A 21,690-nucleotide genomic window follows, 5' to 3' on the forward strand; every position below is an offset into this window, starting at 1 on the left:
CCTTAGAATATAGTGATTATGGAGTTGCAGGACCTTTGATAATTTGAGCAAGGTCTTGTGGGCGGATATAAGTTTGAAAGGCTTTTTGTACATCAACTGCGGTGGCTTTGTAATAGCTTTCAGCAGCAAGATGTGAACTATTTAAAGGCAGCCCTAAACTCGTATAAGTCAGATAACGACCTGCAATCCCACTAACACTTGATTCCTGTAATGGAATGCTGCGTAGCAAAGAGGCTTTGGCCAGTTGCAGTTCATCTTCGGTAATTGGCGATGTTTGCATAGCGCTAAGATCTTTTAGTGCTGCTTTGCGTGCCAAGGAAACCTTGTCTGGGTCTGCACCAAAGGTAATACTATAAGCGCCTCTGGTTTGAGACCAAGTAAAATCACTATTTACATTATATACATAGCCCGTTTTTACCCGTAAATCTTTGTAGAAGCGCCCAGCAAAACCGCCACTTAACACTTCATTTCCAAGATTTAAAAGGTAATGATCTGGATGGTGAATATCTAGGTCAATGCTTTCAACCAAAGCAACGCTATTTTGCACAGCGCTTTTGTCTGGGACATGGACATAAGAGCTTTTGCTGTTTGGGCGCTTAGGCATATTAAGATCAGGTTTTGGCCCTTCAGCTTTCCATTGACCAAAATATTTTTCAACAGTGGATTTTGCTTGTTCAGGAGTAATATTCCCCGCAACGACAATGGTGGTTAAATCTGGTCGATATGATTTTTTATAGAACTCATTTAAATCATTCAATGTTAGTTTCATGACTTGTTGAGGATTAGGTTGACGCAAGCTTGGGTCATTGGGTGGATTAATGGCTTTTGTAATTGCTCTGCTGAAATGATAGCCAGGAGATTGATATAATCCCACCAATGATTGAGAGGTTTGTTGCTTGACAATATCAAAGAATTTTTGATCGAAAGCAGGGTTAAGCTCGTTGTCAGCAAGCAATTGCACACCTCGGTCAAATTCTGGGGTTAATACAGACAAGGAAAAACTACTGCCAGCACTGACATCTGCTGCAATATCATCGACTGCTTTTCTAAATGCCAAGCGATCAAGACTTTTGGTTCCATATTTGAACATCTCATCAGTAATATCAGCAATGCCTTCTTTATCCTTACCCTCTTGCAAGCTTGGATTTTGTCTAATTTCTCCAAAAATACTGATTGTGTTACTGACATGTAAAGGTTGAACGATTAAACGTATACCATTACTGAGTGTCATATCGGTTGGAGCAGCACTTTCTTTGGGAATATTAAGCTTTTTAAGCGCATTTTCTGCCCATTCTGGAAGTTTAACAGGTTTATCTGGAACCGAAGCAAAAGATTCCGCTCCGCCATAGCCTTTGTTAGAAATTGGTTTTCCTGAATTTTCAGGTGTTAAAATAGCGGTAATAGCTTCTTCAGGATTTAAGATTTGTTTAGCCAGCGCATTGACTTGTTCAGGTGTAACTGCTTGATAAGCTGCAGCCATCTCATTGGGATCATTTAATCCTTGAAAAGCTAAAGCAGTTGACCAAGAACTGGCCAGTCCAGTAATGCTGTTGGCAGAGAAGGCAAGGCTTGCTATTTCTTTACGCTTTGCGGCTTCTACAAGTTCAGAAGGAACTCCGTGATCGTGAATATTTTGTAAGATTTGTTTAACTTCATTCAAAACTGGTTTGTAATCTTGCCCTTTTGGAAAAGCAGCAATAGCAACACCAAATCCAACATCACCTTTGGGAACATACTCGAAATCTGCCATAAGCGCCTTGCCTTGCGGAACCAAGCCATATAAGGCTCCACGTTGGCTGGAAATAACATCACTTAAAATATCAGCAACAGCAAAATCTTTCGATTTTTCACCAGGCATACGCCATGCAATGGTAACAAGGCTGGTTGGAAAATCAGTTGGATAGGTTAAAGTTTGTGCTTTGATTGGTTTCAGCGTAAAGGGTTTTGCTTGAGGAATGTCTTTTCGAGGAATAGCACTAAAATCTTTTTCAACTTGTTCAATGGCTTGTTGTGGATTTATATCTCCTGAAATAACTAAAATAGCATTATTAGGAGCATAATAAGTTTCATAAAATTTGCGCAACATGGCGGCAGTCGTTTTATTAAAAGATGGACGGGTTCCTAAAGCATCATGCTCGTAAGGTGTGCCATCAAACATAATCTTTTGTAGTTCAGAGACGTATTTATAAATTGGGTTTGATAAATCTCTGGAAACTTCTTGTTCAATTGCTCCACGTTCTTTTTCCCAATCAGCAGCATTGATACTGAGGCCACCCATCCGTAAAGCCTCAATTTTTAACATAATGTTTAAATCTTCAGCAGGAGCAGTATAATAATATTGGGTGATGTTTTCAGTGGTAAAAGCATTATAGCTGCCACCTAATTGTGCCCCAAGAACAGCAAGTTGATCTTTATCTAAACCTGTGCTACCGCGAAACATCATATGTTCCAAAGCATGAGCAGTACCTGGAAATCCGTTGGGTGCTTGATTAGAACCGACAAGATAACTGATTTGTGCGGTAACGACTGGGGCTAATGGATCCTTGACGACAATAACACGCAGACCGTTCCCAAGTGTTTTTCGGAGTACATCTTGTTTAACAAGGACAGAGGATTCTGGTATTGATTGTTGTGCATAGGCATTTTGAGGGAAAGAAAGAGTCCCCATAAAAGGGGTCGATGCCAGTAAAGCAAGAGAAAGCGTCGCTGTACCCAATGTTAATTTCATCGTTACTGTCGTCCTGTATTTATTGATATAATTAAGAATAGGTTAATGGAAAAAAGGCATTTAGTAAAATTAATATCGGTGATTATGATTACTCAGTGATTGGTGTATTCAGTATAGACAGGATCTTAATAATTTTGATTAAATAAATGATTTGTAATCATTATGAAATGTGGTTTGAAATTAAATTTAAAAAATCAATAGTTTCAATAGCTTTCTAACTATTTTAGATTGTTAAACAAGAAATAATATTATCGATATGGGTCTAAAAGACAAAGTTACAGTTATTACAGGAGCCCGCGCAGTTATTGGGTGGGCAGTTGCCAAAGGGTTTGCTAATGTACATATTGCTTTGGTTGCTCGTCAAAAGAGATGTTTAGAAGAGGCGGAAAAAGTCTCTTAGAGATAAATTTGATGTGATGGGTAACCCTATTTCTTCTGACGTGGCTATAGGCTGAGGGTGCTGATAACATTGCATCTCTTGTTAATAAAATCTTTGGCGGAGCGGATATACGAGTTAACAATACTGGTAGATGTTTAAACGAAACCATAGTGGAAGCATTTGAAGGTAAATGGCAGTTCTATTGGGCTTTGCACAGCTCAACTTTTTTGGTATAAACCAATTTATAACGTTACCAAAGTAGCTTTGATGATGTTTTCTAAAAACGTAAACAACTGAAGTTATCAAGGATAACATTTGTATTAATTGTATTAATCCTGGTTTAACTTTAACACCTGATTGAATTAAAACAGCCAAAGAATTAACTATAGATACTGGTGAAGATTGGGAAGGAATATCTAGAATTTGTCGCAGTTAAATACGCGACTATTAAACGGTTTACTTATCTTGAAGATCTAGCAATTTTTTGTTTTTTACGTTCAGACAAAGTATCTTATAGCCTTAGGTCATCATATTTTGTTAATAGTGGTATGTTAAATACGCTGTATGAGTTATCTAAGCTTATTGTGATAAATGCTAGAGAAAAAAATTTATCTTCTGATTCGATTATCGAATTATTTCGATATATCAGTAAAGACGGAGTAAACCGTCTTTACTAATAATGATTATTCTGCTGAATCGTCAGAATTTAAAGTGATATAACGTTCAATAGTGATACGTTTGATCAAATCGAATTGTGTTTCAATAAAATCAATATGACTTTCTTCCGATGCAAGGATACCCAAGAAAAGATCACGGCTAACGAAATCATGAACAGATTCGCAATATGCGATTGCTTCACGAAGGTCTTTACAAGCTTTGATTTCTAATGCGAGATCAGATTGCAACATTTCTTCAACGTTTTCACCAATTTGAATGGTGTTTAATCGTTGCATGTTTGGAAGACCATCAAGCATTAAGATACGTTCAATGATCGTGTCAGCATGCTTCATTTCTTCAATAGATTCTTGGTATTCTTTTTTACCGAGTTTTGTGATGCCCCAATGGTTTAAAGTACGAGAATGAATGAAGTATTGATTAATAGCAGTTAATTCGTTGGTTAATTGAATATTTAAAAATTCAATAACTTTTTTGTCTTTGATCATTTTTGTTTCTCTAGGAAAGTTATAATTATATTTTGTTTCTTGTAGGCTATTTATTAACCTTACTTGGTTACCATACCACTTTTATTCACATAAGTAAAAAGCATAAAGTGAAATAAAATTCATTTTTTCAATTTTTTTTAAAAAAAAACTGGACAATAGAGTTGAGAATGGTTATTAATATCATTATTAACAACTTTGTTGTCTTGGAGCGTTTTGGCAATGTATATTTGTTCATGTAGGGCTTTAACTGATAGGGATGTTGGTAACGCAATTCAGGGCGGTGCAGATCGCCCTAGTGCGGTCTATGAATCTTGTGGGTGCAAACCTGATTGTGGTCGGTGTGTTAACAGGATTGTTAATATGCTTAAAGAGCACAAGAAAGACGCTGTTCCGGCATAGATTTATATATTTTGTTTCTTGAACTTATCTCAGCTCGTTTGTAATGAACGGGCTTTTTTTTGTTTTTTATAATGTAGAATTGAAATTTAATTTACCTTGTTGGTTATATCTATTACTAATGAATGAATTAAAAATCGGCATCTAGAGGGAATAATGTCAAAAAATACTGATAATATATTGGTCAAAATTGACTTTTGGATACTCGATACGCTTTTTCAACCTCTTGCGAATCGTTTGCCAGGTGAAAAGATGAATCTGCGTGTGGGTACAAACTTAGTATTGGGTTCAGTAATTTTCTCATTTGCGTTTTTGTTATTACCCATGTTTTTGTATGGTGTAGGACTGTTTCATTCAACTTATAATTTAATGTCTTGTGTGATGATGAGCTGTTTTTATGCTTATGTACATCAAAGCCAAGGATTAGTTAGGGAGGGCTTCGTAAATCCCTTACGTTACCATTTGTTTGGTATTCGAATTATTTCGATTCCGTTCGCGCTTTATAGTGTTTATATATGGATGACCGCAGGTACCTTGGTGGGGCGCATTACTTTATTTTATTGTATCAGTAATATTTTGTCTGTCTGTGGACTTTATCTAGTGTCATGTAATGTTAACCCACCTAAAAAACAGGAACATCGTAAAGCTGTATTCTCTGAAAATCCATTTTCTTAACAGATTACTGTAGTTTGAAAAGCCAGAACAATTTTATACTATGGATGTGTTTTTTCATATTGAGTAATGCGTTGCTCGGCAAGCGCTCTCCATGGAGCATCTTGAGGTGCGGCTTCCAGAGCTTTTCGGAATAAATTAACGCTGTCAGTTGAGACTTTTCCCTCTATTTGAGTTTGTAATTCAGCGATTTGAGCTGCAAGGTTGGGATCATATTGCTGATTTAAAGCTTCTTTCCATGCCACTACAGCAGCAGGTAAATTACCCCGAGAAGCCTCAATTTTACCCAAGAGTAGATATCCCTCTACTCGTTTTGGATTCATCACTGATAAGGTTGTTAATTTGGCTTTTAATTGTTCAATATAAGGAACAATTTTTTTGTTCATTTCTTCTTGCTCGGCCATTCTTGGTGCCAAGGGTGCTGCGGGTAAAGCAGGAACGCCGTTCATTATGTACAATCCCATGGCCGCCATAGGAATACATAAAAGTCCCAAAGCAATGGCCACAAATCCGCTTGTGGATAAAACAGATTGTAAGGGAGCTGTTGTTGCAGAAGAGGGGTCACTTTTAAGTAGTCTTCTTTGTATTTCAAGCTGAGCTTGATCATATTCTGTTTTTAAAATTAATCCATGTTCTAAATAATTTTTTAGTTCTTTTAGCTGTGATTGGTAAACACGCAATGCGGATTGTTGTGCATTGGTGACTGTCGGGGCTTTGTATAATGTTATCCAACAAGGAAGTAAACAAAGTAAGCTAAAAAGAATAATAACGATCCATAACATTTTGTTTTACTCTTTCATTAACTCGGAGAGACGTTGTCGCTCTTCTTTACTTAGTTCTGTACTGGCTATTTTATTTTTTTTGCGCAATGTAACAAATGCCACCACACATCCTATGACCAATCCCAATACAGGCATGAACCATAAAAGAGCTGTGGTTAGGGTAAAAGGTGGACTTAAACGAATAAAATTTCCATAGCGATCTACCATCCATTGCATGACTTGCTGATCATTATCGCCACCTTTGATTCTCTGTCTGACCACTTTACGTAAATCCTTTGCTAGATCTGCACTGCTATCTTCAATGCTTTCATTTTGGCAAACTAGGCATCTTAACTGTGCGCCAATATGTTGAGCGCGTTGTTCTTGCACAGGATTTTTCAGCATTTCATCGGGACTGTCTATTCCAAAAGCAACTATTGGAGCAGAGAGGCCTAGACAAAAAAGGAAAATAAAAGTTATAAAACGCATGATTTTTTTCCTTACTTTAATAAGGAAAGAAGCGTTTGGGTGGAGTTAACGGTCAATGGCTTTGGATAATGCCATTTAATAATGCCTCCTGGCATAACCAAGAAGCTTTCTGGCACACCAGAAACACCCCACTCAATCCCAACATTACCATTATTATCCTGTCCGATACGTTGATAAGGGTTTCCGTTACGTTTTAAAAAACCCGAGACTGAGTTTTGTTTATCTTTGTAAGCAATGCCCCAAATCGAAATATGGCTGGATAATTGTTGTAACATACTCATTTCAGTCAGGCAGGGAATGCACCAAGAAGCAAAAAAATTAATTAAAACAGGTTCAGTTTGTTGTTGCAATTCTTGTTGATTAAACCCTGTGGATGGTGGTTGAGCTGACAAAGAAAAGGCAGGGATAGGTTTATTTAAAATGGGTGTGTTAATTTCTTTGGGATCAAAATTGCCTTTGCGTATTCCAGAAAGCATGGCCAAAAAACCACCACCTGCAACAGCGGCGGTGGCAAAGGGAAGAGACCATAATAAACGTCGACGGGTAATGTCTTGCATTTCAAACTTCCTTTATTCTTTTTCTATTGGCAGGGGTTCCAACTCTGAAACGACGATCCGTTAAAGTAATAAACCCACCAATAGCCATAATAAATCCACCAATCCAAATCCAAGGAGCCAAAGGATTATAATGTAGACGCAAGACAAATAAGGGCGTTGTTTGGGTACTATTTTTGCTGTCGCCTAAAACTGCATAAAGATCAGACATTAAATTTGTATGAATAGCCACATTTGTTATCACTTGTTTTTGGCGATCAAAGAAACGGCGCGAAGGGAGCATCCAAGTGATTGGTTTGCCATTTTTTGAAACTTTGATTACCGCTTCAGTGGAAATAAAATTAGGGCCTTGGCGATCATCTACATTAGTTAAGGTCCAATCATATCCAGCTAAATGAATAGTAGTTCCAATAGGCACCTCAACGATTTTTTGCTGGCTGGCGGCCATGCCAATAATGCCTAAGATTGTAATGGCAACGCCTATGTGTGCAATATACGTTGCATAAAAAGAGCGTGGCAGTCCGATTATACGATTATAACTATTGCTAATTGAAGTTTTAAACAAAGCAATATGCTTAATAAAGTCCGAGCAAGCGCTCAGTATAATCCATATACAAAGGCTACTAGCTAGCGCGGGTATAATTTGGTGTAAGATAAGGAAAGCAATAACAACATTTGAAATGGATAAGCATGCTGCGAATCCCAGTATCTTTGCTGTTTGCTTGATATTTCCTTTTTTAAACGCGATGACAGGGCCTATTGCCATAACCAAGAATAAAAAGAGCGCGATTGGAATAAGGGCATTATCGAAAAAGGGTTTACCAACAGAAAGGGTTTGACCATTAATCAGCTGAATAAAAGGGGGATAAAGGGTTCCCGTTAAAACCACTGCTGACATGGTGCAGAGTAAAATATTGTTTAAGACAATTGAACCTTCACGTGAAAAGAAAGCAAATATTCCTGTTGATGTCAATGTCGGTGCACGCCAAGCAAAAAGTAACAAAGCGCCACCACTAATGACGGCTAATAACAATAAAATAAATACCCCTCTGGCAGGATCAGAAGCAAAAGCATGCACAGAGTTTAAAATACCAGAGCGAACCAAGAAAGTTCCACTTAAAGAAAGGGAGAATGTGCCTATTGCCAGCAAAATCGTCCAGATTTTGAGCGATTCTCTTTTTTCCACTACTAAAGCAGAATGTAACAAAGCGGTTCCTGTCAACCATGGAAGCAAAGATGCATTTTCTACAGGATCCCAAAACCAATAGCCTCCCCAACCCAGAACATAATAGGACCACCAAGACCCCAAGGCAATGCCACACGTTAATAATGCCCAAGCCAATACTGTCCAAGGACGTACCCAACGTCCCCATGCCGCATCAACTTTACCTTCGAGTAAAGCTGCAACAGCAAAGGCGAAGGGGACTGCAAAACCAACGTAACCCATATAAAGAATAGGGGGATGAAAGGCTAGCCCAGGATCTTGTAATAAAGGATTCATACCTTGCCCATCCAAAGGTGCTGGCCATACACGAAGGAAAGGATTGGACGTGGTTAAACAGAAAAGCTCAAATCCAGCGGCACTGCCACCCATAATCGCTATGACTTTGGCACGTAAAGAAAGCGGAAGATGCTGACTATAGGCAGAGACAATGGCGCCAAAGAATGCCAAGATAAAAGCCCATAGTAAAATAGACCCTTCATGATTTCCCCAAACCCCTGTGATTTTATAAAGTAAGGGCTTATCAACAGCACTGTTTTGCAAGATATTTTGCACAGAGAAATCATCTGTAACCGCAGCTGTGACCAAACATGCAAAAGCCAACGTTAATGCTAAAAACTGTCCCCATGCCAAAGGAGAAGCCAAAGCCATTAAACGACTATTTTTGACTTTGGCGCCCATTAGCGGGATTAAACATTGTGCTCCTGCAAGGCAACAGGCTAATGCCAGAGTAAAATGACCAAATTCTGGGCTTAATATTTTTGAGATCACAGTCTTTATCCAAAGTCTATGGGTGAAGGCAAAAAATCATTCTTAACGAAAGCTGTTTTAAAAGAAAATAAGAAAATTGAAACTAAGTTGAGGTTTTATTGATATTTACAGCGTTATATTAAAAATAAGGATGAGTTTTTATATTGGAGTAGGTAATAAAAAAACTCATATTATTATTTTGGTTTTGTCATATGATCCCAGGTTTGGGCATCAGGTGGAGGGCCATATTTAGGATCCCACTTACCACTTTTACGGAGTGCTTCGGCAACTTCTTTGGGCATATAGGTTTCATCATGCTTAGCAAGAACCTCATTAGCAGTAAAAACATTGTTTTTATCCAAACTGCCAATAGCAATAACGCTTTGCCCCTCACGAAATAAATCGGGTAAAATACCAGTATAATGCACTTCAATAGCAGCTTGACCATCGGTTACTTTGAATTGTGCTGTAGGGGTTTGATCTTTGTGTGAGTAATGCAAAGAATTAGCCATAACCATTCCTCCTAATCGGATTGTTGTTCCTTGTTCAGTAGGATGGTTAATAAGCTGTGAAGGCGCTTTGAAATAAACAAGATTACTGGAAAAAGCAGAAAGGATTAAAATAATGGCAATGGCAAAAGAACCCATAGCAGACAGAGTAATCCATAATCTTTTTGTTTTACGTTTCATGATGGCTTATTGTTATTTTGCAGCTGGGAAAGTTTTTTTTGTACTTGTTTGAGTCTGGTCCAGGAATGCAAGGAAATTGTTCCAAGAGCGATAATAGTAATTCCATAAGCAGCAATCAAATAAGGTAAATGGGTCATAAAGGAATGGCCTATTCATTTAATAAAATGTGACGGATTTGACGTTCAAGAATAGCAGTTCGTAATCGAATACATACCAATGCAATAAAACCTAAAGCAAGCCCTGCAAAGCAAAAAAATAAAGGCCACATCATTGAAAAACTCATTGAAGGTGCATGGGTCAAACTGAATGTACTTGGTTGGTGTAAAGTGTTCCACCAATTAACACTAAATTTAATGATAGGTAAATCAAAAACGCCAACCAAAGCTAAAATAGCTGCAGCTTTATATCCTTTTTGTTGATCATCAAAGGCATGCAACAAGGTAATATGCCCCAAATATAAAAAGAATAAAACTAAAACAGAGGTTAATCTGGCATCCCATACCCACCATGTTCCCCACATGGGTTTCCCCCATAAAGAGCCTGTAATTAAACATAATGCTGTAATGACAGCACCAACAGGGCCGATTTCTTCTGCGGCTAAATCAGCCAAAGGGTGTTTCCAAATCAATGAGCATAAGGCACAGACCGCCAAAGCAAAATAACCACCGCTGGCTAGGATTGCCATAGGAACATGAATATACATAATTCGAACGCTGTCCCCTTGTTGCCAGTCAGCGGGCGAATAAAATAGTCCCCAAACTAGGCCAATAACTAGGCATAGTGCTGCACTAACATTAATCCAAGGTTGAATGATTGTTGCAAAGCGCAAAAAAAATCCAGGATTGGCTAGGCGGTGGATATTAAAGCGAGATTGTTGTTGAGGTGGCAAAGATGTATCTGTCATTTAAAGATATATATATCATAGAACAAAAATTAACATAGTATTACTAGTGAAAGATTTTTTTTTCAATTTTAAAAGTAGAATGATGATTTTTTATATGCATAATAAGTAATTATTAATGAATTTATAATAAGGAAATAAAAATGTTATTTGTTATTATGTGCACTGATAAACCTGATTGTACAGAATTAAGAATGGCTGTGCGTCCAGAACATTTAGCATATTTAAAAACCTATGAAAAATATTTAAAGCTTTGCGGCCCTTTATTAAATCAAAAAGGGCAAAGTTGTGGATCTTTGATAGTGATTGATATGGAAGATCGTCCAGCTGCTGAAGGATTTGCAATAAGTGATCCTTACGCTAAAGCTGGGCTGTTTGAGAGTGTTATTATTCGTCCTTACAAACTGGTGGCTTATGAAGGTAAAATGTTGGGGTTGTGATCAATAATTAATATTAAGTTGTAAATAATAAAAAAATTTCAAGGTAGAGAACAAGATGCGTCTTCAATATTTAAATCAGGCTGATTTGCCTACAGATTTCACTTATGATGATTATAAAGTCGGCGGATTATCAAAAATTGATTATGATCCTGTTACTGATACTTATTCTGCTCAATCAGACTTTGGGGATGATGGTAAACCAACCGCTGTGTATAGTTTTAAATTTACAGGACTATATAATTCAGATGGTTCACCACAAATAGAATTTGAAAAAAATGCACTTGATCTCTCAAAAATTAATAATATTGACTCTATTCGAAGAGATCCCAAGGGGGATGGATTTTGGGTAACAACTCAAGAAACGTCACCTAGTATTTACCATTATCATTTAGATGGTTCTCAAACAAAGCTTGATACAATTCCAGCAGAGAAAAGTTTCAAAGGGTCAACCTTTTCTCCTGATGGGTCATATTTTGTTTCAATGGAAAGGAATTTGATAAAGGATGCAACAGGATATACACGCATAACGAAGTTTGATAAAGAAGGGAATGTTGTTGCACAATATGCATATTATACCGACAGGCCTTCCGATATAGATGCTACCCCTAATGGAATCTTAGCAATACTTGCGTTAAATGATAAGCAATTATTAGTTTTGGAAAGAGGGTTTGGTGAACGTCAAAACGCTTTGACAGACAGTTCCATAAGCCACGTCAGGATTTATGAGATTAATCTTAATGATGCGCAAAATGTTTTAAATATCTCTCATTTAACTTCTGAAAATACAATACCTGTATTAAAAAAATTAATTTTCAATTCAATAAAGCCACCTATTAATCAAAGTTCAAATACCAAAGAAATTCAATTTAATAATATTGAAGGGATGAGCTTGGGGCCAACCTTATCTGATGGCAGATCGTCTTTAATATTAGTGTCTGATAATAAAAACAGCGAAACTCAAGAAAAAACACAATTTGCAAGTTTTGCTATTCAGCCTCAATATGATTCATTACAGCTTCATTATTTAAATCAGGTTGGGCTGCCTGTTGACTATATTTTTACGGACCCGACTAGTAATTTATCTTATACAATAGGGGGATTATCAGGGATTGATTATGATCCTAAAACAGATACTTACATTGTTGAATCTGATCATCAATCTGGACGTTACCCTGGTGCTTCAGTTGGGGAATCTGTAATATATCGTATTAAATTGACCGGATTAACAGATGTAAATTCTATACCAAAAGTAGAATTCGTAAGTGCGCAACCTTTACTTAATGAAAAAGGTCAACCGATTGCTGATGCTGAATCTATTCGCCTTGATCCTAATGGAGATGGTTTTTGGTATACAACAGAGGAAAAACCCTCTGGAATATATCATTATCATAAAGATGGTTCGGTCAGTAAAATTGCAGTTCCAAATAATATTGCTACTCGTGCGCAAGATAATTTGAGTTTGGAAGGGTCAACTTTTGCACCTGATGGATCTTATTATGTTTCTATGGAGCGTAATTTAACAGGAGATGCTACAGGATATTCTCGAATTACAAAATATGATGCTAATGGTAACATAGTTGCACAATACGCATATTATACAGATAGACCATCCACAATTGATGCAACCAGTAATGGTATATCTGAAATTTTATCCTTGGATAATAATACGCTTTTAGTTATGGAAAGAGGGGATAATACGAATCAAGTGGGTGCTTCTCAAGGAGCAGCTAGAAGTCGTGTGCGTATTTATAAGGTTAGTTTAGTGGGCGCACAAAATGTTTTAGATATAGAAAATATAAATTCTACTAATACTAAAACAATGGAAAAAATTAAAATATTTGATTCACAAGATCCTTCAATTATCAATAAACTTAATACGAATGAAACAAAGATTGATAATTTAGAAGGAATGACCCTAGGGCCTAAATTACCAGATGGCCGTCAGTCTTTAATTTTAGTTTCTGATAATAATTTTAATGCAAGCCAGTATAAAACACAGTTTATTAGTTTGGTATTAGACGATGGAGATGCTTGTTTTCTAGCGGGAACGTTCATTCGTGCGCAACAGGGAATGGTGCGTGTTGAGGATATTGTACCTGGAGATTTAGTATATTGCCTGGGGCACAATAATATTTGGCAGTTACGTCAGGTGACTTGGGTGGGGAAACAAACAACAACCGTGGTTGCATATAAACATGATGATTTAGCTGGATATCCTGTTTGCATTCGCCGAAATGCATTTGAAGAAGGCGTGCCTTTTGCTGACTTATACGTAACCGCCGAGCATTGTATGGTTTTTGATGGTTGTTTTGTTCCTGTTCGTTTGTTGGTGAATGGAAAAACAATATTTTATGATCATTCATTTAAAACGTATGACTATTACCATATAGAGTTAGAACGACACAGTATTATTTCAGCGAATGGTGCTTTGTCAGAAAGTTATTTAGATACAGGAAACCGTCATTATTTTACCAGCAAAGCGCTTAGTAATTATGCTTTATCTAATTCAAAAGATTGGGATAGAGACGCAGCAGCACCTTTAATTACAAAAAGAGGTGGTGCAAAAGCTATTTTTGATTACTTAAATCTTCGTGCAGATAAGCACTTTGTTCAGCCTGTTCAAGGAAAAAAAGAAAGAACGAATAATCCTAATTTATATTTAATTACGGATGATAGGAATAAGATTGCTCCTATAAAGATTGGGGATAAAGAGGCTTTGTTTGAGTTACCATCAACCGTTAAAAATGTTCGTTTGGTATCTAGAACTTATCGTCCATGTGATGTTTACGGACCTTTTTCAGATAACCGTTATGTTCATGGTGTTTTAGTAGGTAATATCACAAGACATCAAGATTATCATAAACATATTATTGATACCCATCTATCTGGAGGTGATCTGTCTGGATGGTTACCCCAGTCTCAAACTCATGCCAGATGGACATCAGGGAATGCTTTAATCCCATTAAACTCAATAGAGAGTGCTAAAAATACAATTTTATCCATCCAGATTTTAGAAACTGGCTCTTATTTAGTAGAGTAAGTAGATTATAATTTTTAAAAAGGGAATCTTTTTTCAAAATAGATTCCCTTTTTAATAGAAGATATCACTCTTCCAGCTTTATCAATACAAAATTAACGTTGAATTGCTGGAATATTTGAAAATTGTTGCTTTTATTTCAGTGATATTTCCCTCATTGATAGTTAAAAATATTTCTGAGCTTTGGTGATAAAGATTAAAGTCACCACCCCAAGATAAAATCTCTTTGTTCTCCAAAAGGGTTTGATAAACACAATTAACAGAATTGATTGTCACATCAAAATCATGAAATATGGTGTTTTTATTTATTTCTTTTGCAAAGCTAAAGAAAAATTGATTGGGCAGAGCTTGATAAAGAGTTAGTTTATATTGGTCACTCATTGTTCACTATAAATCTTTTGTGTTTTCTGCCCATGGAATAAGCTTTTTAGTGCCTATGGCTACTATTCCCCATAAGCATATTGTCATCATAGATAAAATAAATAATGCAGCAAACATAAGGTCGGTTTGAAATCGGCTATTAGCGTTTTGCATTAAAAATCCCAACCCAGAAGACGCGCCAACCCATTCCCCAACAACGGCACCGATGGGTGCAATGGCTGTGGCGATACGTAATCCAGAAGCAAAGGAGGGTAAGGCTGCGGGGATGCGAATAAATAGTAATTGTCTTAAGGGGGAGGAATTCATGGTTTTTCCAAGTTCTATCCATTCTGGTGGGGTACGGCTTAATCCGTCAAAAAAGGCAGAGGTCACGGGAAAGAAAATCATAATCATAGCCATAACGATTTTAGAGCTAATCCCAAACCCAAACCATAAAACCAGTAAAGGTGCCAATGCAAAGGTTGGAATAGATTGGCTGATTAAAATGACTGGCATTAACCACTGCCGAATAAAAGGGACTAAACTCATCATAAGTGCTAATATCATTCCCAAGCCGCACCCTAGGATAAGCCCTATGATTGTTTCGTTGAATGTGGTTAATGCAGCACTCCATAATAAGAGTTGATTGTCTTTAAAAGCGATAAAGACAGATATAGGAGAGGGCAGTAAATAGGATGGGATTCCTAAAAACAGATATATTCCTTGCCATATACACAACAAGCCAACCAATAATACTGGTATGCGAAAATAGAGAGGGATAGCATTCATGAGAGGGTGCTTTTCTCAATTAACAAAGTTAATAGATTGGCTTGCGCTTGTTGCACATGTAAATCCTCTGGATGGCGAGGAATAGCGCCTTGAATAGAGGGGATATCATAAATTTGCACAGGATTTCCAGCCAGCACTTGAATATGTTCGCCCAGTCGGCATGCTTCAAAAGGATCATGCGTGATTAATATAACTGTTTTTCCCTTTAAAAGCTTAGCTGTATAATCCTGCATTTTTGCGCGTGTTACACTATCCAACGCAGAAAAAGGCTCATCCATTAAGATTATTGAACGATCCTCATATAAGGTTCGTGCCAAAGCTGCGCGCTGACGCATTCCTCCAGAAAGCTGGGCAGGATATTGGTTATAAACTTGGCTTAATCCCACTTGTTTTAAAATATCTTGTGCGCGGTTTTTATCTGCTTTTTCTTTACGTAATTTGCTGCCTAACATAACATTCTTTAAAACTGTTGCCCAAGGCATAAGCAAATCTTGTTGCGCCATATAGCTGATTTGATGGGTCATGGTTTCAGGGTGATCAGAGATGATTTGACCTTGTGTAATAGGCAGTAATCCAGCGATCATTTTAAGCAAGCTGCTTTTGCCGACACCACTGGCACCCAATAAAATACTAAATTTCCCACCAGGAAAACAAGTGCTTAATTCAGAAAAAATAGGTTTATTTTGATAATTTAGTGTTAAGTCTTGAATATGAATAGTTGGGGCAATAGATAACACAATAAAATCACTTATTTAATGAGAAGGATGTGGCAAAAGGTCGAGTAATACGCGTAGGGAAGGCTAGTTTTTCATCCATGCCTCGTTGCAGGGAAAGATTAGGATTATAAAAAGGGTCATTATCACAAATTGCTTTATATTTAGAGCGGATGGATAATATTTCTTGTCGTTCTTTGCCTGCACGTATTCCTGTGTAATGATTTCCTAAAGATAAAGATTCAAAATGGGTCAGCTTGGCTTGTTGGCATTGTATGATTTTGAAATTTGCTTGACGTAACTTTAGGCAGAAATCAACATCATTATAAGCGATTTCATAGTTTTCATCAAACCCATGAACTTGTGTATATGCGCTGCGCCTAATTAACATACAAGCGGCTGTGACTGCGGAAATATCATGATCATAGGTTAAGGTAAAACGCTCAGAGTGTTCAAACCGTCCAATATGTTCACATAAATTGGCAGCTCCCATTAAAATTCCTGCATGTTGTATTTGTCCATTGGGATAGTATAGTTTGGCTCCTACAGCACCTACATTTTGATCTTGCATATGTCCCATCATAAAATCCAGCCAATAAGGTGTTTTAGGCCAAATATCATCATTAACAACACCAATAAATTCATGTTTGGCATAGCGAATACCGAAATTACAGCTAGCAGAGAAATTAAATTGATTCGTCTTTAACCAAACGATACGTAAGTTTTTATATTTGAGTAAAGGACGTATATACTTTCGTTGCTGTTTGGATAAAGAATTATTCTGAGAAATAACCAAGATAACTTCAAAATCAGGATATTTTGTATTTTTTAAAATGCTTTGAATACAGTTACGAATAGTTTTAGAGCTAATTGTGGTTGGGATAATAATACTGACAGGATTATTGGTAGAATAGAGCTTTATTTTTATAGGAAAGTTTTCCTGATTAATATTGAATTGCCAGTTTTTACAAGAAAGCTGTGTATGTACAATTTGTTGCATTTCCTTAAGAGCTTGAGCGCTAGGGGCGATACGGCGGTGGCTAAGAATAAAAGGAATATGGTGAATCCTCAGTTGTTGTTCCCACACATAGAGCGCTAAAGCTAAACGATAAGCATAAGCAGTTTGAAATTTTACATGAATTTGCTGATGGTATTTTTCAATAATATCCTGACGAAATAACCATATATCTTGGGTTAAAAACCCAGAAAGTAAGGTCAACGTTCCTATTTTAGGTTTAAAACAAGGAGAGACTCTTTGATTGTTATGATCTAACAGATCAGAATCTGCATAAAGTGCAGCTGGAAAGTGATGTCGTGCAGCTTGATCTGCAAAAATAGCTGAGGCATGAGCAGGTAATATTTCTCCGTTTTGCAAAATGGCAACATATGTGTGCTTTGCTTTTTTAGGTGTTTCCCATTGTTGGTCGACCCCATTATCTATGTCAGTATAAGTGGAATCCGAAGAACCATAAATTTTCAAATTAATCTTAGGCCAATCCGTAACATATTGGCTTTGGTAAAGAATTTCTTTTTCTTTCTTTCTCCAAACATCATATAAATTCAGCCATGTATTATAAGATAAATTGGTGTCAGATTGAGTATAATTTTGATTTAACGCAGTACGTAGACGTTTTTTTAAATGTTGAGGGGAACCAATAAATACTTTTAAAATTGATACAGGGTTCAACAATACTAGTAAACCAGCTGTAATTAGTCGTGATAATGGAATGATTTTAATAGAGGTTAATTTGGATAGAGATTTGGTATGTTCGATTGAGGTAATGCCAATTTTTTGACTATTTGGCGAAATATATAGAATACCCATTTTGTAAGAAGAGCAAAGAAAGGGAGTTGGTTGTAAATATTGAGTTTCCTCCCACTCTTGGCTGTCGTCGTGGTACAAGGACATCAGATAAGGCAGGGGTGTTTGGTTTTGAGAAATTTTACAAAGAATAAAACACCATTGATTTTGGTGCTTTTTATCCAAAGGATATTCTATAAAATCAGGATGAGTATAGGGCATATAGAATCTTTATAACAAAATAATAACAAAACAGCTTTTATTAGGGACTAATTTATTTAAAAATTCAAAATATATTTTAACAAAATAAACAACTTAAAAATAAAGTATTTTATAAGATTATCGAAAAATTTTACATAAAATTATTGTAATTTATTTATTATCTTATATATTATGTATTAATTGCAGTGATAACGATACATTGCTTTTTGAATTGCAAGGTTTCAACAGTTTTTATGAGCGAATGGATCATGATCAATGCAGAGTTTTTTTCATAATTATAAACCAAGTAATATCGTTGCCCTTATTTTATTAGGAGGCACAGGATTATATGATTCTGCAGGTGCTGCAACACCACAAACGAATATTGTGCATAGCAATGCAAATAGCAATGGCGTACCCAGCAATTTAACAGGGTTGAAAACAGTAGATACAGGACAGGGATGGTATGCTTGTGCCGAGACCGTACAAAGCTGTAATTTATGGAATGCTGTAAAAGTTGTAAATATTGATCCTTATCAAAATATAAAATTTGATATGGGAAAATTTTCCGTTAAATTTCCCAAGGGCCGGCCAACGCTTTCTTTTGATAATGATAAAGTGGTTTTATCTGTTGGGGGAATGTTTCAATATGATGTTGGAGGGTTTGTTGGGACGAATGCTAGGGATAGAGGCCCCTCTATGTCAGGTGTGCGTAACCATTTGAGGCGTGGTCGTTTTATCGTAAGTGCAAAATATAAAGATTTTGTAGTAACCGTAACTCCTGACCTTGGAACATCAGGTGTGCAAAATGATTCTCTGTTTGAGGCTTCTTTGCGTTATCAGGGCTTTCATCATACTTCTCTTGATATTGGATTGTTACAACCTCGTGTTACTATGGAGGATGCTGAAGGTTCTAATCTTTTTGAATTTGTTGAGCGTCCGATGGTTGTTGATCTTGTTCGTAATATTGCCGCAGCAAATGCGCGTTTATCCCTTGGTGGAACGCATTGGGAGAAAAGATATATTGTCGCAGCTTATGTAACAGGACCACGTTATGGATCTTATAAAAACTTTCAAGATAATCAGGTGGGGGGTGTATTTAGATTAGCAGGCCGCCCTGTGATTGCGAAAGATATTGATTTACATGTTGGTGTTTCTGGTTCTTTTGCATTTCATGGTGAAAATCGAAAATATTCAATGAATACAGGACAAGAAGCTCAGATATGGCTTACACGTCCTTTTTTAAAGACCAGAACCATTAATGGTGTCGATAGCATTTGGAGTGTAGGGCCACAAGTCTCTTTGCGGTACAAGAGATTATTATTTACCTCTGAATATTATTCTATTCATATGCAAAGAGCTGCTGTTAATGGAGAAAATGCACCTAATTTAAATTTTCCAGGATGGTATGTAAGTGCAAATTATACACTTTTTGGGCAACCTCGGATTTATGAGGCACAAAGAGGAGTATTTATTACTCCTATTGGGCCAACATTTAATCCAGCAGCAGGATATTGGGGTGCATTAGAGTGGTCTGCACGGTGGAGTGTTATGGATTTAAACAGCCATAAAAATCGGTATAATAGCGATAATAAGCTAATAGGTGTAAATGGAGGCAAGCAAACAGTTTGGTCTACAGGGTTTAATTGGTATCCTTCTTCTCAAGTGAAAGTGATGTTGGATTATAATCATATTCAAGCCTCTTCTTCTTTAAGAAATGATTATAACCCCAGGGGGAGAAACAGCAATTTGATCATATCTCGCTTGCAATACAATTTTTAAAATAAAGCTAAAGATACAAGGTGGTTATATTATCTTTTATTATTACCTGACCAAAATGTTACTTTTATATAATATATAATCATACATAAGATCATACATAAATTGTTTTACTGATGAATAATTGTTAAGAAAGTAGGCAGTTAAACCCATTATGGTGTGAGATATGTGTATATATAAAGAAGAAAAGCGCAAGAATGATCGTTTCGTTATATCATACTTAATTGGTATTGGTGTTTTTATATCCTGTGGAAATATTTCACTAGCTCAAAATATTACGACAACCCAAACTACAAAAAAGACCAAAAAAATATCTGAGGCACAACAACTTTCTGAGCTAGGTGAGCAAAAAACAGATTTTGGACAAGGTTACTACATATGTGCAGAAAGTGAAAAAACATGCACTATGTGGAATGCGATTAAAGTGGTAAATCTTGACCTCTATAAAGGCAAAAAATATCGTATTGGTGGATTGGATCTGACCTTCCCCAAAGGAAGGCCTACATTGATTTCGCAAGATAAACGTCTTAAAATTTCTTTGGGTATGGTTTTTAATTATGACGTCGGTGGGTTTATTGGTCCTGATAATAAATATGGTGAAAATGTTGCAGGATCTCGTGGATATATACGCCGTGGACGCTTTACTTTGGGTGTTCAATATGATGATTTTGTTTTAACGGTTAGTCCTGATTATGGTGAGTTTTTCAGAGGTACCTATAACCTGTATGAAGCCAACCTAGCTTACAAAGGTTTCAAAAATACAAATATTGTTATTGGATTATATCAACCCAGATCCTCTATGGAAGATGCAGAGAGCTCTACGGGTTATGAATTTATGGAACGCCCAGCCATTGTTGATGCCGTGCGTAATATTGCAGGCGGAGAGCCCAGGTTAACATTTGGCGCACAACATTATGGTAAACGTTATATGATTAGTGCTTATATAACAGGGCAACGTTTAGGCGAGGCTTTTCAGCAAAATTTTACTAATAATCAGATTGGTGGCGTATTTAGAGCCGCAGTTCACCCTATTGCAACCAGAGATATTGATTTGCATTTAGGAATGTCCAGCTCTTTTGCACTACATGGTGATAATAAAAAATACGGGATAAGTGCCAGACAAGATGCGCAATTATGGCTTAGTAAGCAATATATCCGCACAGGAACGCTGCAAGGGGTTGATAATGTTTGGTCGATGGGTCCTGAGGTTGGGTTTCGTTGGAAACGTGCAGTTTTACAATCCGAATTTTATAATATACATCTAAGCCGAAACTCTAGTTATGAAGAATATAGGCCCAATTATAATTTTAAAGGTTGGTATATTTTATCTTCGTACACAATTTTTGGTCAGCCTCGTACATATAATCAGGCAAGAGCGATTTTTGAGCCACCTAAGGGACCTTTATTTAATCCAGCGGCAGGATATTGGGGAGCTTTAGAATGGAATGCGCGTTTTAGCCAAATGGATCTTGACGATCGTGTGCATAGTTATAGCTCTTCTGGTAAGTTCCAAGGGGTGCAAGGAGGGAAACAAACTATGATTACCACTGGGGTTAATTGGTCTCCATCACAGCATATGCGTATTATGCTAGAATATCACCGTGTTCATGCTACTGGGTCAAAAGGAAATAGATATAATTTATATGGTAGAAAAAGTGATTTTATTACGTCCAGATTGCAGTTTTCGTTCTAGTAAGAATGATTCTATGTCTAGTTTTTATTATATTTTAGTAACTAATATCTTAATAGAATTATCAGATAAATAGTGTCGTATGAAGACTATCGTTAGTTTTACAAAATACAAAACGGTTAGAAATATTTTAATTGTTATAATTCGAAGATGGAATAAGCGTGTTATTATAGAAT

At 36.7% G+C, this 21,690-nt stretch carries 20 protein-coding genes; 7 read left to right on the top strand and 13 right to left on the bottom strand.

What is annotated here, in order from left to right; genetic code table 11:
- Positions 1-16 precede the first annotated feature (16 nt).
- The gene (locus COMX_RS01710) at positions 17-2,728 is read right to left on the bottom strand and encodes a M16 family metallopeptidase (protein ID WP_034336315.1); all 2,712 of its coding nucleotides are present in this window, start codon (positions 2,726-2,728) and stop codon (positions 17-19) included.
- Positions 2,729-2,984: 256 nt separating this feature from the next.
- On the opposite strand from COMX_RS01710, the gene COMX_RS11170 reads away from it, so the two are divergent.
- A complete protein-coding gene (locus COMX_RS11170) occupies positions 2,985-3,128 on the top strand; it encodes a hypothetical protein (protein WP_200867594.1) in 144 nt (47 codons plus the stop codon).
- 662 nt (positions 3,129-3,790) lie between these two features.
- Here COMX_RS11170 and bfr read toward each other — a convergent pair.
- The gene (gene bfr / locus COMX_RS01715) at positions 3,791-4,270 is read right to left on the bottom strand and encodes a bacterioferritin (protein WP_034336318.1); all 480 of its coding nucleotides are present in this window, start codon (positions 4,268-4,270) and stop codon (positions 3,791-3,793) included.
- Positions 4,271-4,489: 219 nt separating this feature from the next.
- Here bfr and COMX_RS01720 point away from each other — a divergent pair, with 219 nt between their 5' ends.
- Together COMX_RS01720 and COMX_RS01725 are read left to right on the top strand one after the other, a co-directional pair.
- Entirely contained in the window at positions 4,490-4,669 is a 180-nt protein-coding gene (locus COMX_RS01720; RefSeq protein ID WP_034336320.1) for a (2Fe-2S)-binding protein, read from the top strand.
- 153 nt (positions 4,670-4,822) lie between these two features.
- Positions 4,823-5,341 carry a hypothetical protein gene (locus tag COMX_RS01725; protein WP_034336323.1) on the top strand — a complete coding sequence of 173 codons (519 nt, stop codon included), beginning with the start codon at positions 4,823-4,825 and terminating at the stop codon, positions 5,339-5,341.
- Between the two features lie 38 nt (positions 5,342-5,379).
- Here the strand turns inward: COMX_RS01725 and ccmI are convergent, their stop codons facing one another.
- From ccmI to COMX_RS01755, 7 genes are all read right to left on the bottom strand, one after another.
- Positions 5,380-6,120, bottom strand: coding sequence for a c-type cytochrome biogenesis protein CcmI (gene ccmI, locus COMX_RS01730; RefSeq protein ID WP_034336326.1), 741 nt, complete (start codon positions 6,118-6,120; stop codon positions 5,380-5,382).
- Positions 6,121-6,126: 6 nt separating this feature from the next.
- A complete protein-coding gene (locus COMX_RS01735) occupies positions 6,127-6,588 on the bottom strand; it encodes a cytochrome c-type biogenesis protein (RefSeq protein WP_034336329.1) in 462 nt (153 codons plus the stop codon).
- A gap of 11 nt (positions 6,589-6,599) precedes the next feature.
- Entirely contained in the window at positions 6,600-7,145 is a 546-nt protein-coding gene (locus COMX_RS01740; RefSeq protein ID WP_034336332.1) for a DsbE family thiol:disulfide interchange protein, read from the bottom strand.
- Position 7,146: 1 nt separating this feature from the next.
- Positions 7,147-9,123 carry a heme lyase CcmF/NrfE family subunit gene (locus tag COMX_RS01745; RefSeq protein ID WP_034338679.1) on the bottom strand — a complete coding sequence of 659 codons (1,977 nt, stop codon included), beginning with the start codon at positions 9,121-9,123 and terminating at the stop codon, positions 7,147-7,149.
- Between the two features lie 185 nt (positions 9,124-9,308).
- Positions 9,309-9,803, bottom strand: a complete 495-nt coding sequence (ccmE, locus tag COMX_RS01750; RefSeq protein ID WP_034336335.1) for a cytochrome c maturation protein CcmE — start codon at positions 9,801-9,803, stop codon at positions 9,309-9,311.
- Positions 9,800-9,940 (bottom strand): heme exporter protein CcmD, encoded by a 141-nt coding sequence (gene ccmD, locus COMX_RS11430; RefSeq protein WP_084051490.1) that lies wholly within the window; start codon positions 9,938-9,940, stop codon positions 9,800-9,802. The genes ccmE and ccmD overlap by 4 nt, the downstream gene beginning before the upstream one ends.
- Before the next feature lie 11 nt (positions 9,941-9,951).
- Positions 9,952-10,707: a heme ABC transporter permease gene (locus COMX_RS01755; RefSeq protein ID WP_051461777.1), complete on the bottom strand. Its 756-nt coding sequence runs from the start codon at positions 10,705-10,707 to the stop codon at positions 9,952-9,954.
- Between the two features lie 140 nt (positions 10,708-10,847).
- Between COMX_RS01755 and COMX_RS01760 the strand changes: the two genes are divergently transcribed.
- Complete coding sequence (locus COMX_RS01760) at positions 10,848-11,144, top strand: YciI family protein (protein ID WP_034336338.1); 297 nt, start codon at positions 10,848-10,850, stop codon at positions 11,142-11,144.
- 55 nt (positions 11,145-11,199) lie between these two features.
- Positions 11,200-14,184, top strand: a complete 2,985-nt coding sequence (locus COMX_RS10540; RefSeq protein WP_051461778.1) for an esterase-like activity of phytase family protein — start codon at positions 11,200-11,202, stop codon at positions 14,182-14,184.
- Positions 14,185-14,265: 81 nt separating this feature from the next.
- Here COMX_RS10540 and COMX_RS01770 read toward each other — a convergent pair whose 3' ends face one another.
- From COMX_RS01770 to COMX_RS01785, 4 genes are read right to left on the bottom strand one after another with little or no spacing between them, the layout of a single operon-like run.
- On the bottom strand, positions 14,266-14,562 hold the full coding sequence (locus tag COMX_RS01770) for a hypothetical protein (RefSeq protein WP_034336341.1): 297 nt from the start codon (positions 14,560-14,562) through the stop codon (positions 14,266-14,268).
- Positions 14,563-14,568: 6 nt separating this feature from the next.
- Positions 14,569-15,330, bottom strand: a complete 762-nt coding sequence (locus COMX_RS01775) for an ABC transporter permease (protein ID WP_034336344.1) — start codon at positions 15,328-15,330, stop codon at positions 14,569-14,571.
- The gene (locus COMX_RS01780) at positions 15,327-16,067 is read right to left on the bottom strand and encodes an ABC transporter ATP-binding protein (protein ID WP_034336347.1); all 741 of its coding nucleotides are present in this window, start codon (positions 16,065-16,067) and stop codon (positions 15,327-15,329) included. Before COMX_RS01780 ends, COMX_RS01775 begins: the two co-directional genes overlap by 4 nt.
- A 7-nt stretch (positions 16,068-16,074) precedes the next feature.
- Positions 16,075-18,066: a glycosyltransferase family 2 protein gene (locus COMX_RS01785; RefSeq protein ID WP_034336350.1), complete on the bottom strand. Its 1,992-nt coding sequence runs from the start codon at positions 18,064-18,066 to the stop codon at positions 16,075-16,077.
- Positions 18,067-18,321: 255 nt separating this feature from the next.
- Between COMX_RS01785 and COMX_RS01790 the strand changes: the two genes are divergently transcribed.
- Both COMX_RS01790 and COMX_RS01795 read left to right on the top strand, forming a co-directional pair.
- The gene (locus COMX_RS01790) at positions 18,322-19,827 is read left to right on the top strand and encodes an OprO/OprP family phosphate-selective porin (protein ID WP_051461779.1); all 1,506 of its coding nucleotides are present in this window, start codon (positions 18,322-18,324) and stop codon (positions 19,825-19,827) included.
- Between the two features lie 163 nt (positions 19,828-19,990).
- Positions 19,991-21,517, top strand: coding sequence for an OprO/OprP family phosphate-selective porin (locus COMX_RS01795; protein ID WP_051461780.1), 1,527 nt, complete (start codon positions 19,991-19,993; stop codon positions 21,515-21,517).
- Positions 21,518-21,690: the final 173 nt, after the last annotated feature.

This window comes from Commensalibacter papalotli (ex Servin-Garciduenas et al. 2014), assembly GCF_000527695.1.
GTDB lineage: Bacteria > Pseudomonadota > Alphaproteobacteria > Acetobacterales > Acetobacteraceae > Commensalibacter > Commensalibacter papalotli.

Bases quoted from the DNA above. Each gene is read 5' to 3' on its own strand.
- ccmD (WP_084051490.1), bottom strand. From the start codon at position 9,940: ATGACCCATTTACCTTATTTGATTGCTGCTTATGGAATTACTATTATC.
- COMX_RS10540 (WP_051461778.1), top strand. From the start codon at position 11,200: ATGCGTCTTCAATATTTAAATCAGGCTGATTTGCCTACAGATTTCACT.
- ccmE (WP_034336335.1), bottom strand. From the start codon at position 9,803: ATGAAACGTAAAACAAAAAGATTATGGATTACTCTGTCTGCTATGGGT.
- ccmI (WP_034336326.1), bottom strand. From the start codon at position 6,120: ATGTTATGGATCGTTATTATTCTTTTTAGCTTACTTTGTTTACTTCCT.
- bfr (WP_034336318.1), bottom strand. From the start codon at position 4,270: ATGATCAAAGACAAAAAAGTTATTGAATTTTTAAATATTCAATTAACC.
- COMX_RS01735 (WP_034336329.1), bottom strand. From the start codon at position 6,588: ATGCGTTTTATAACTTTTATTTTCCTTTTTTGTCTAGGCCTCTCTGCT.
- COMX_RS01710 (WP_034336315.1), bottom strand. From the start codon at position 2,728: ATGAAATTAACATTGGGTACAGCGACGCTTTCTCTTGCTTTACTGGCA.
- COMX_RS01785 (WP_034336350.1), bottom strand. From the start codon at position 18,066: ATGCCCTATACTCATCCTGATTTTATAGAATATCCTTTGGATAAAAAG.
- COMX_RS01720 (WP_034336320.1), top strand. From the start codon at position 4,490: ATGTATATTTGTTCATGTAGGGCTTTAACTGATAGGGATGTTGGTAAC.
- COMX_RS01740 (WP_034336332.1), bottom strand. From the start codon at position 7,145: ATGCAAGACATTACCCGTCGACGTTTATTATGGTCTCTTCCCTTTGCC.
- COMX_RS01795 (WP_051461780.1), top strand. From the start codon at position 19,991: ATGTGTATATATAAAGAAGAAAAGCGCAAGAATGATCGTTTCGTTATA.
- COMX_RS01790 (WP_051461779.1), top strand. From the start codon at position 18,322: ATGCAGAGTTTTTTTCATAATTATAAACCAAGTAATATCGTTGCCCTT.
- COMX_RS11170 (WP_200867594.1), top strand. From the start codon at position 2,985: ATGGGTCTAAAAGACAAAGTTACAGTTATTACAGGAGCCCGCGCAGTT.
- COMX_RS01775 (WP_034336344.1), bottom strand. From the start codon at position 15,330: ATGAATGCTATCCCTCTCTATTTTCGCATACCAGTATTATTGGTTGGC.
- COMX_RS01755 (WP_051461777.1), bottom strand. From the start codon at position 10,707: ATGACAGATACATCTTTGCCACCTCAACAACAATCTCGCTTTAATATC.
- COMX_RS01770 (WP_034336341.1), bottom strand. From the start codon at position 14,562: ATGAGTGACCAATATAAACTAACTCTTTATCAAGCTCTGCCCAATCAA.
- COMX_RS01760 (WP_034336338.1), top strand. From the start codon at position 10,848: ATGTTATTTGTTATTATGTGCACTGATAAACCTGATTGTACAGAATTA.
- COMX_RS01725 (WP_034336323.1), top strand. From the start codon at position 4,823: ATGTCAAAAAATACTGATAATATATTGGTCAAAATTGACTTTTGGATA.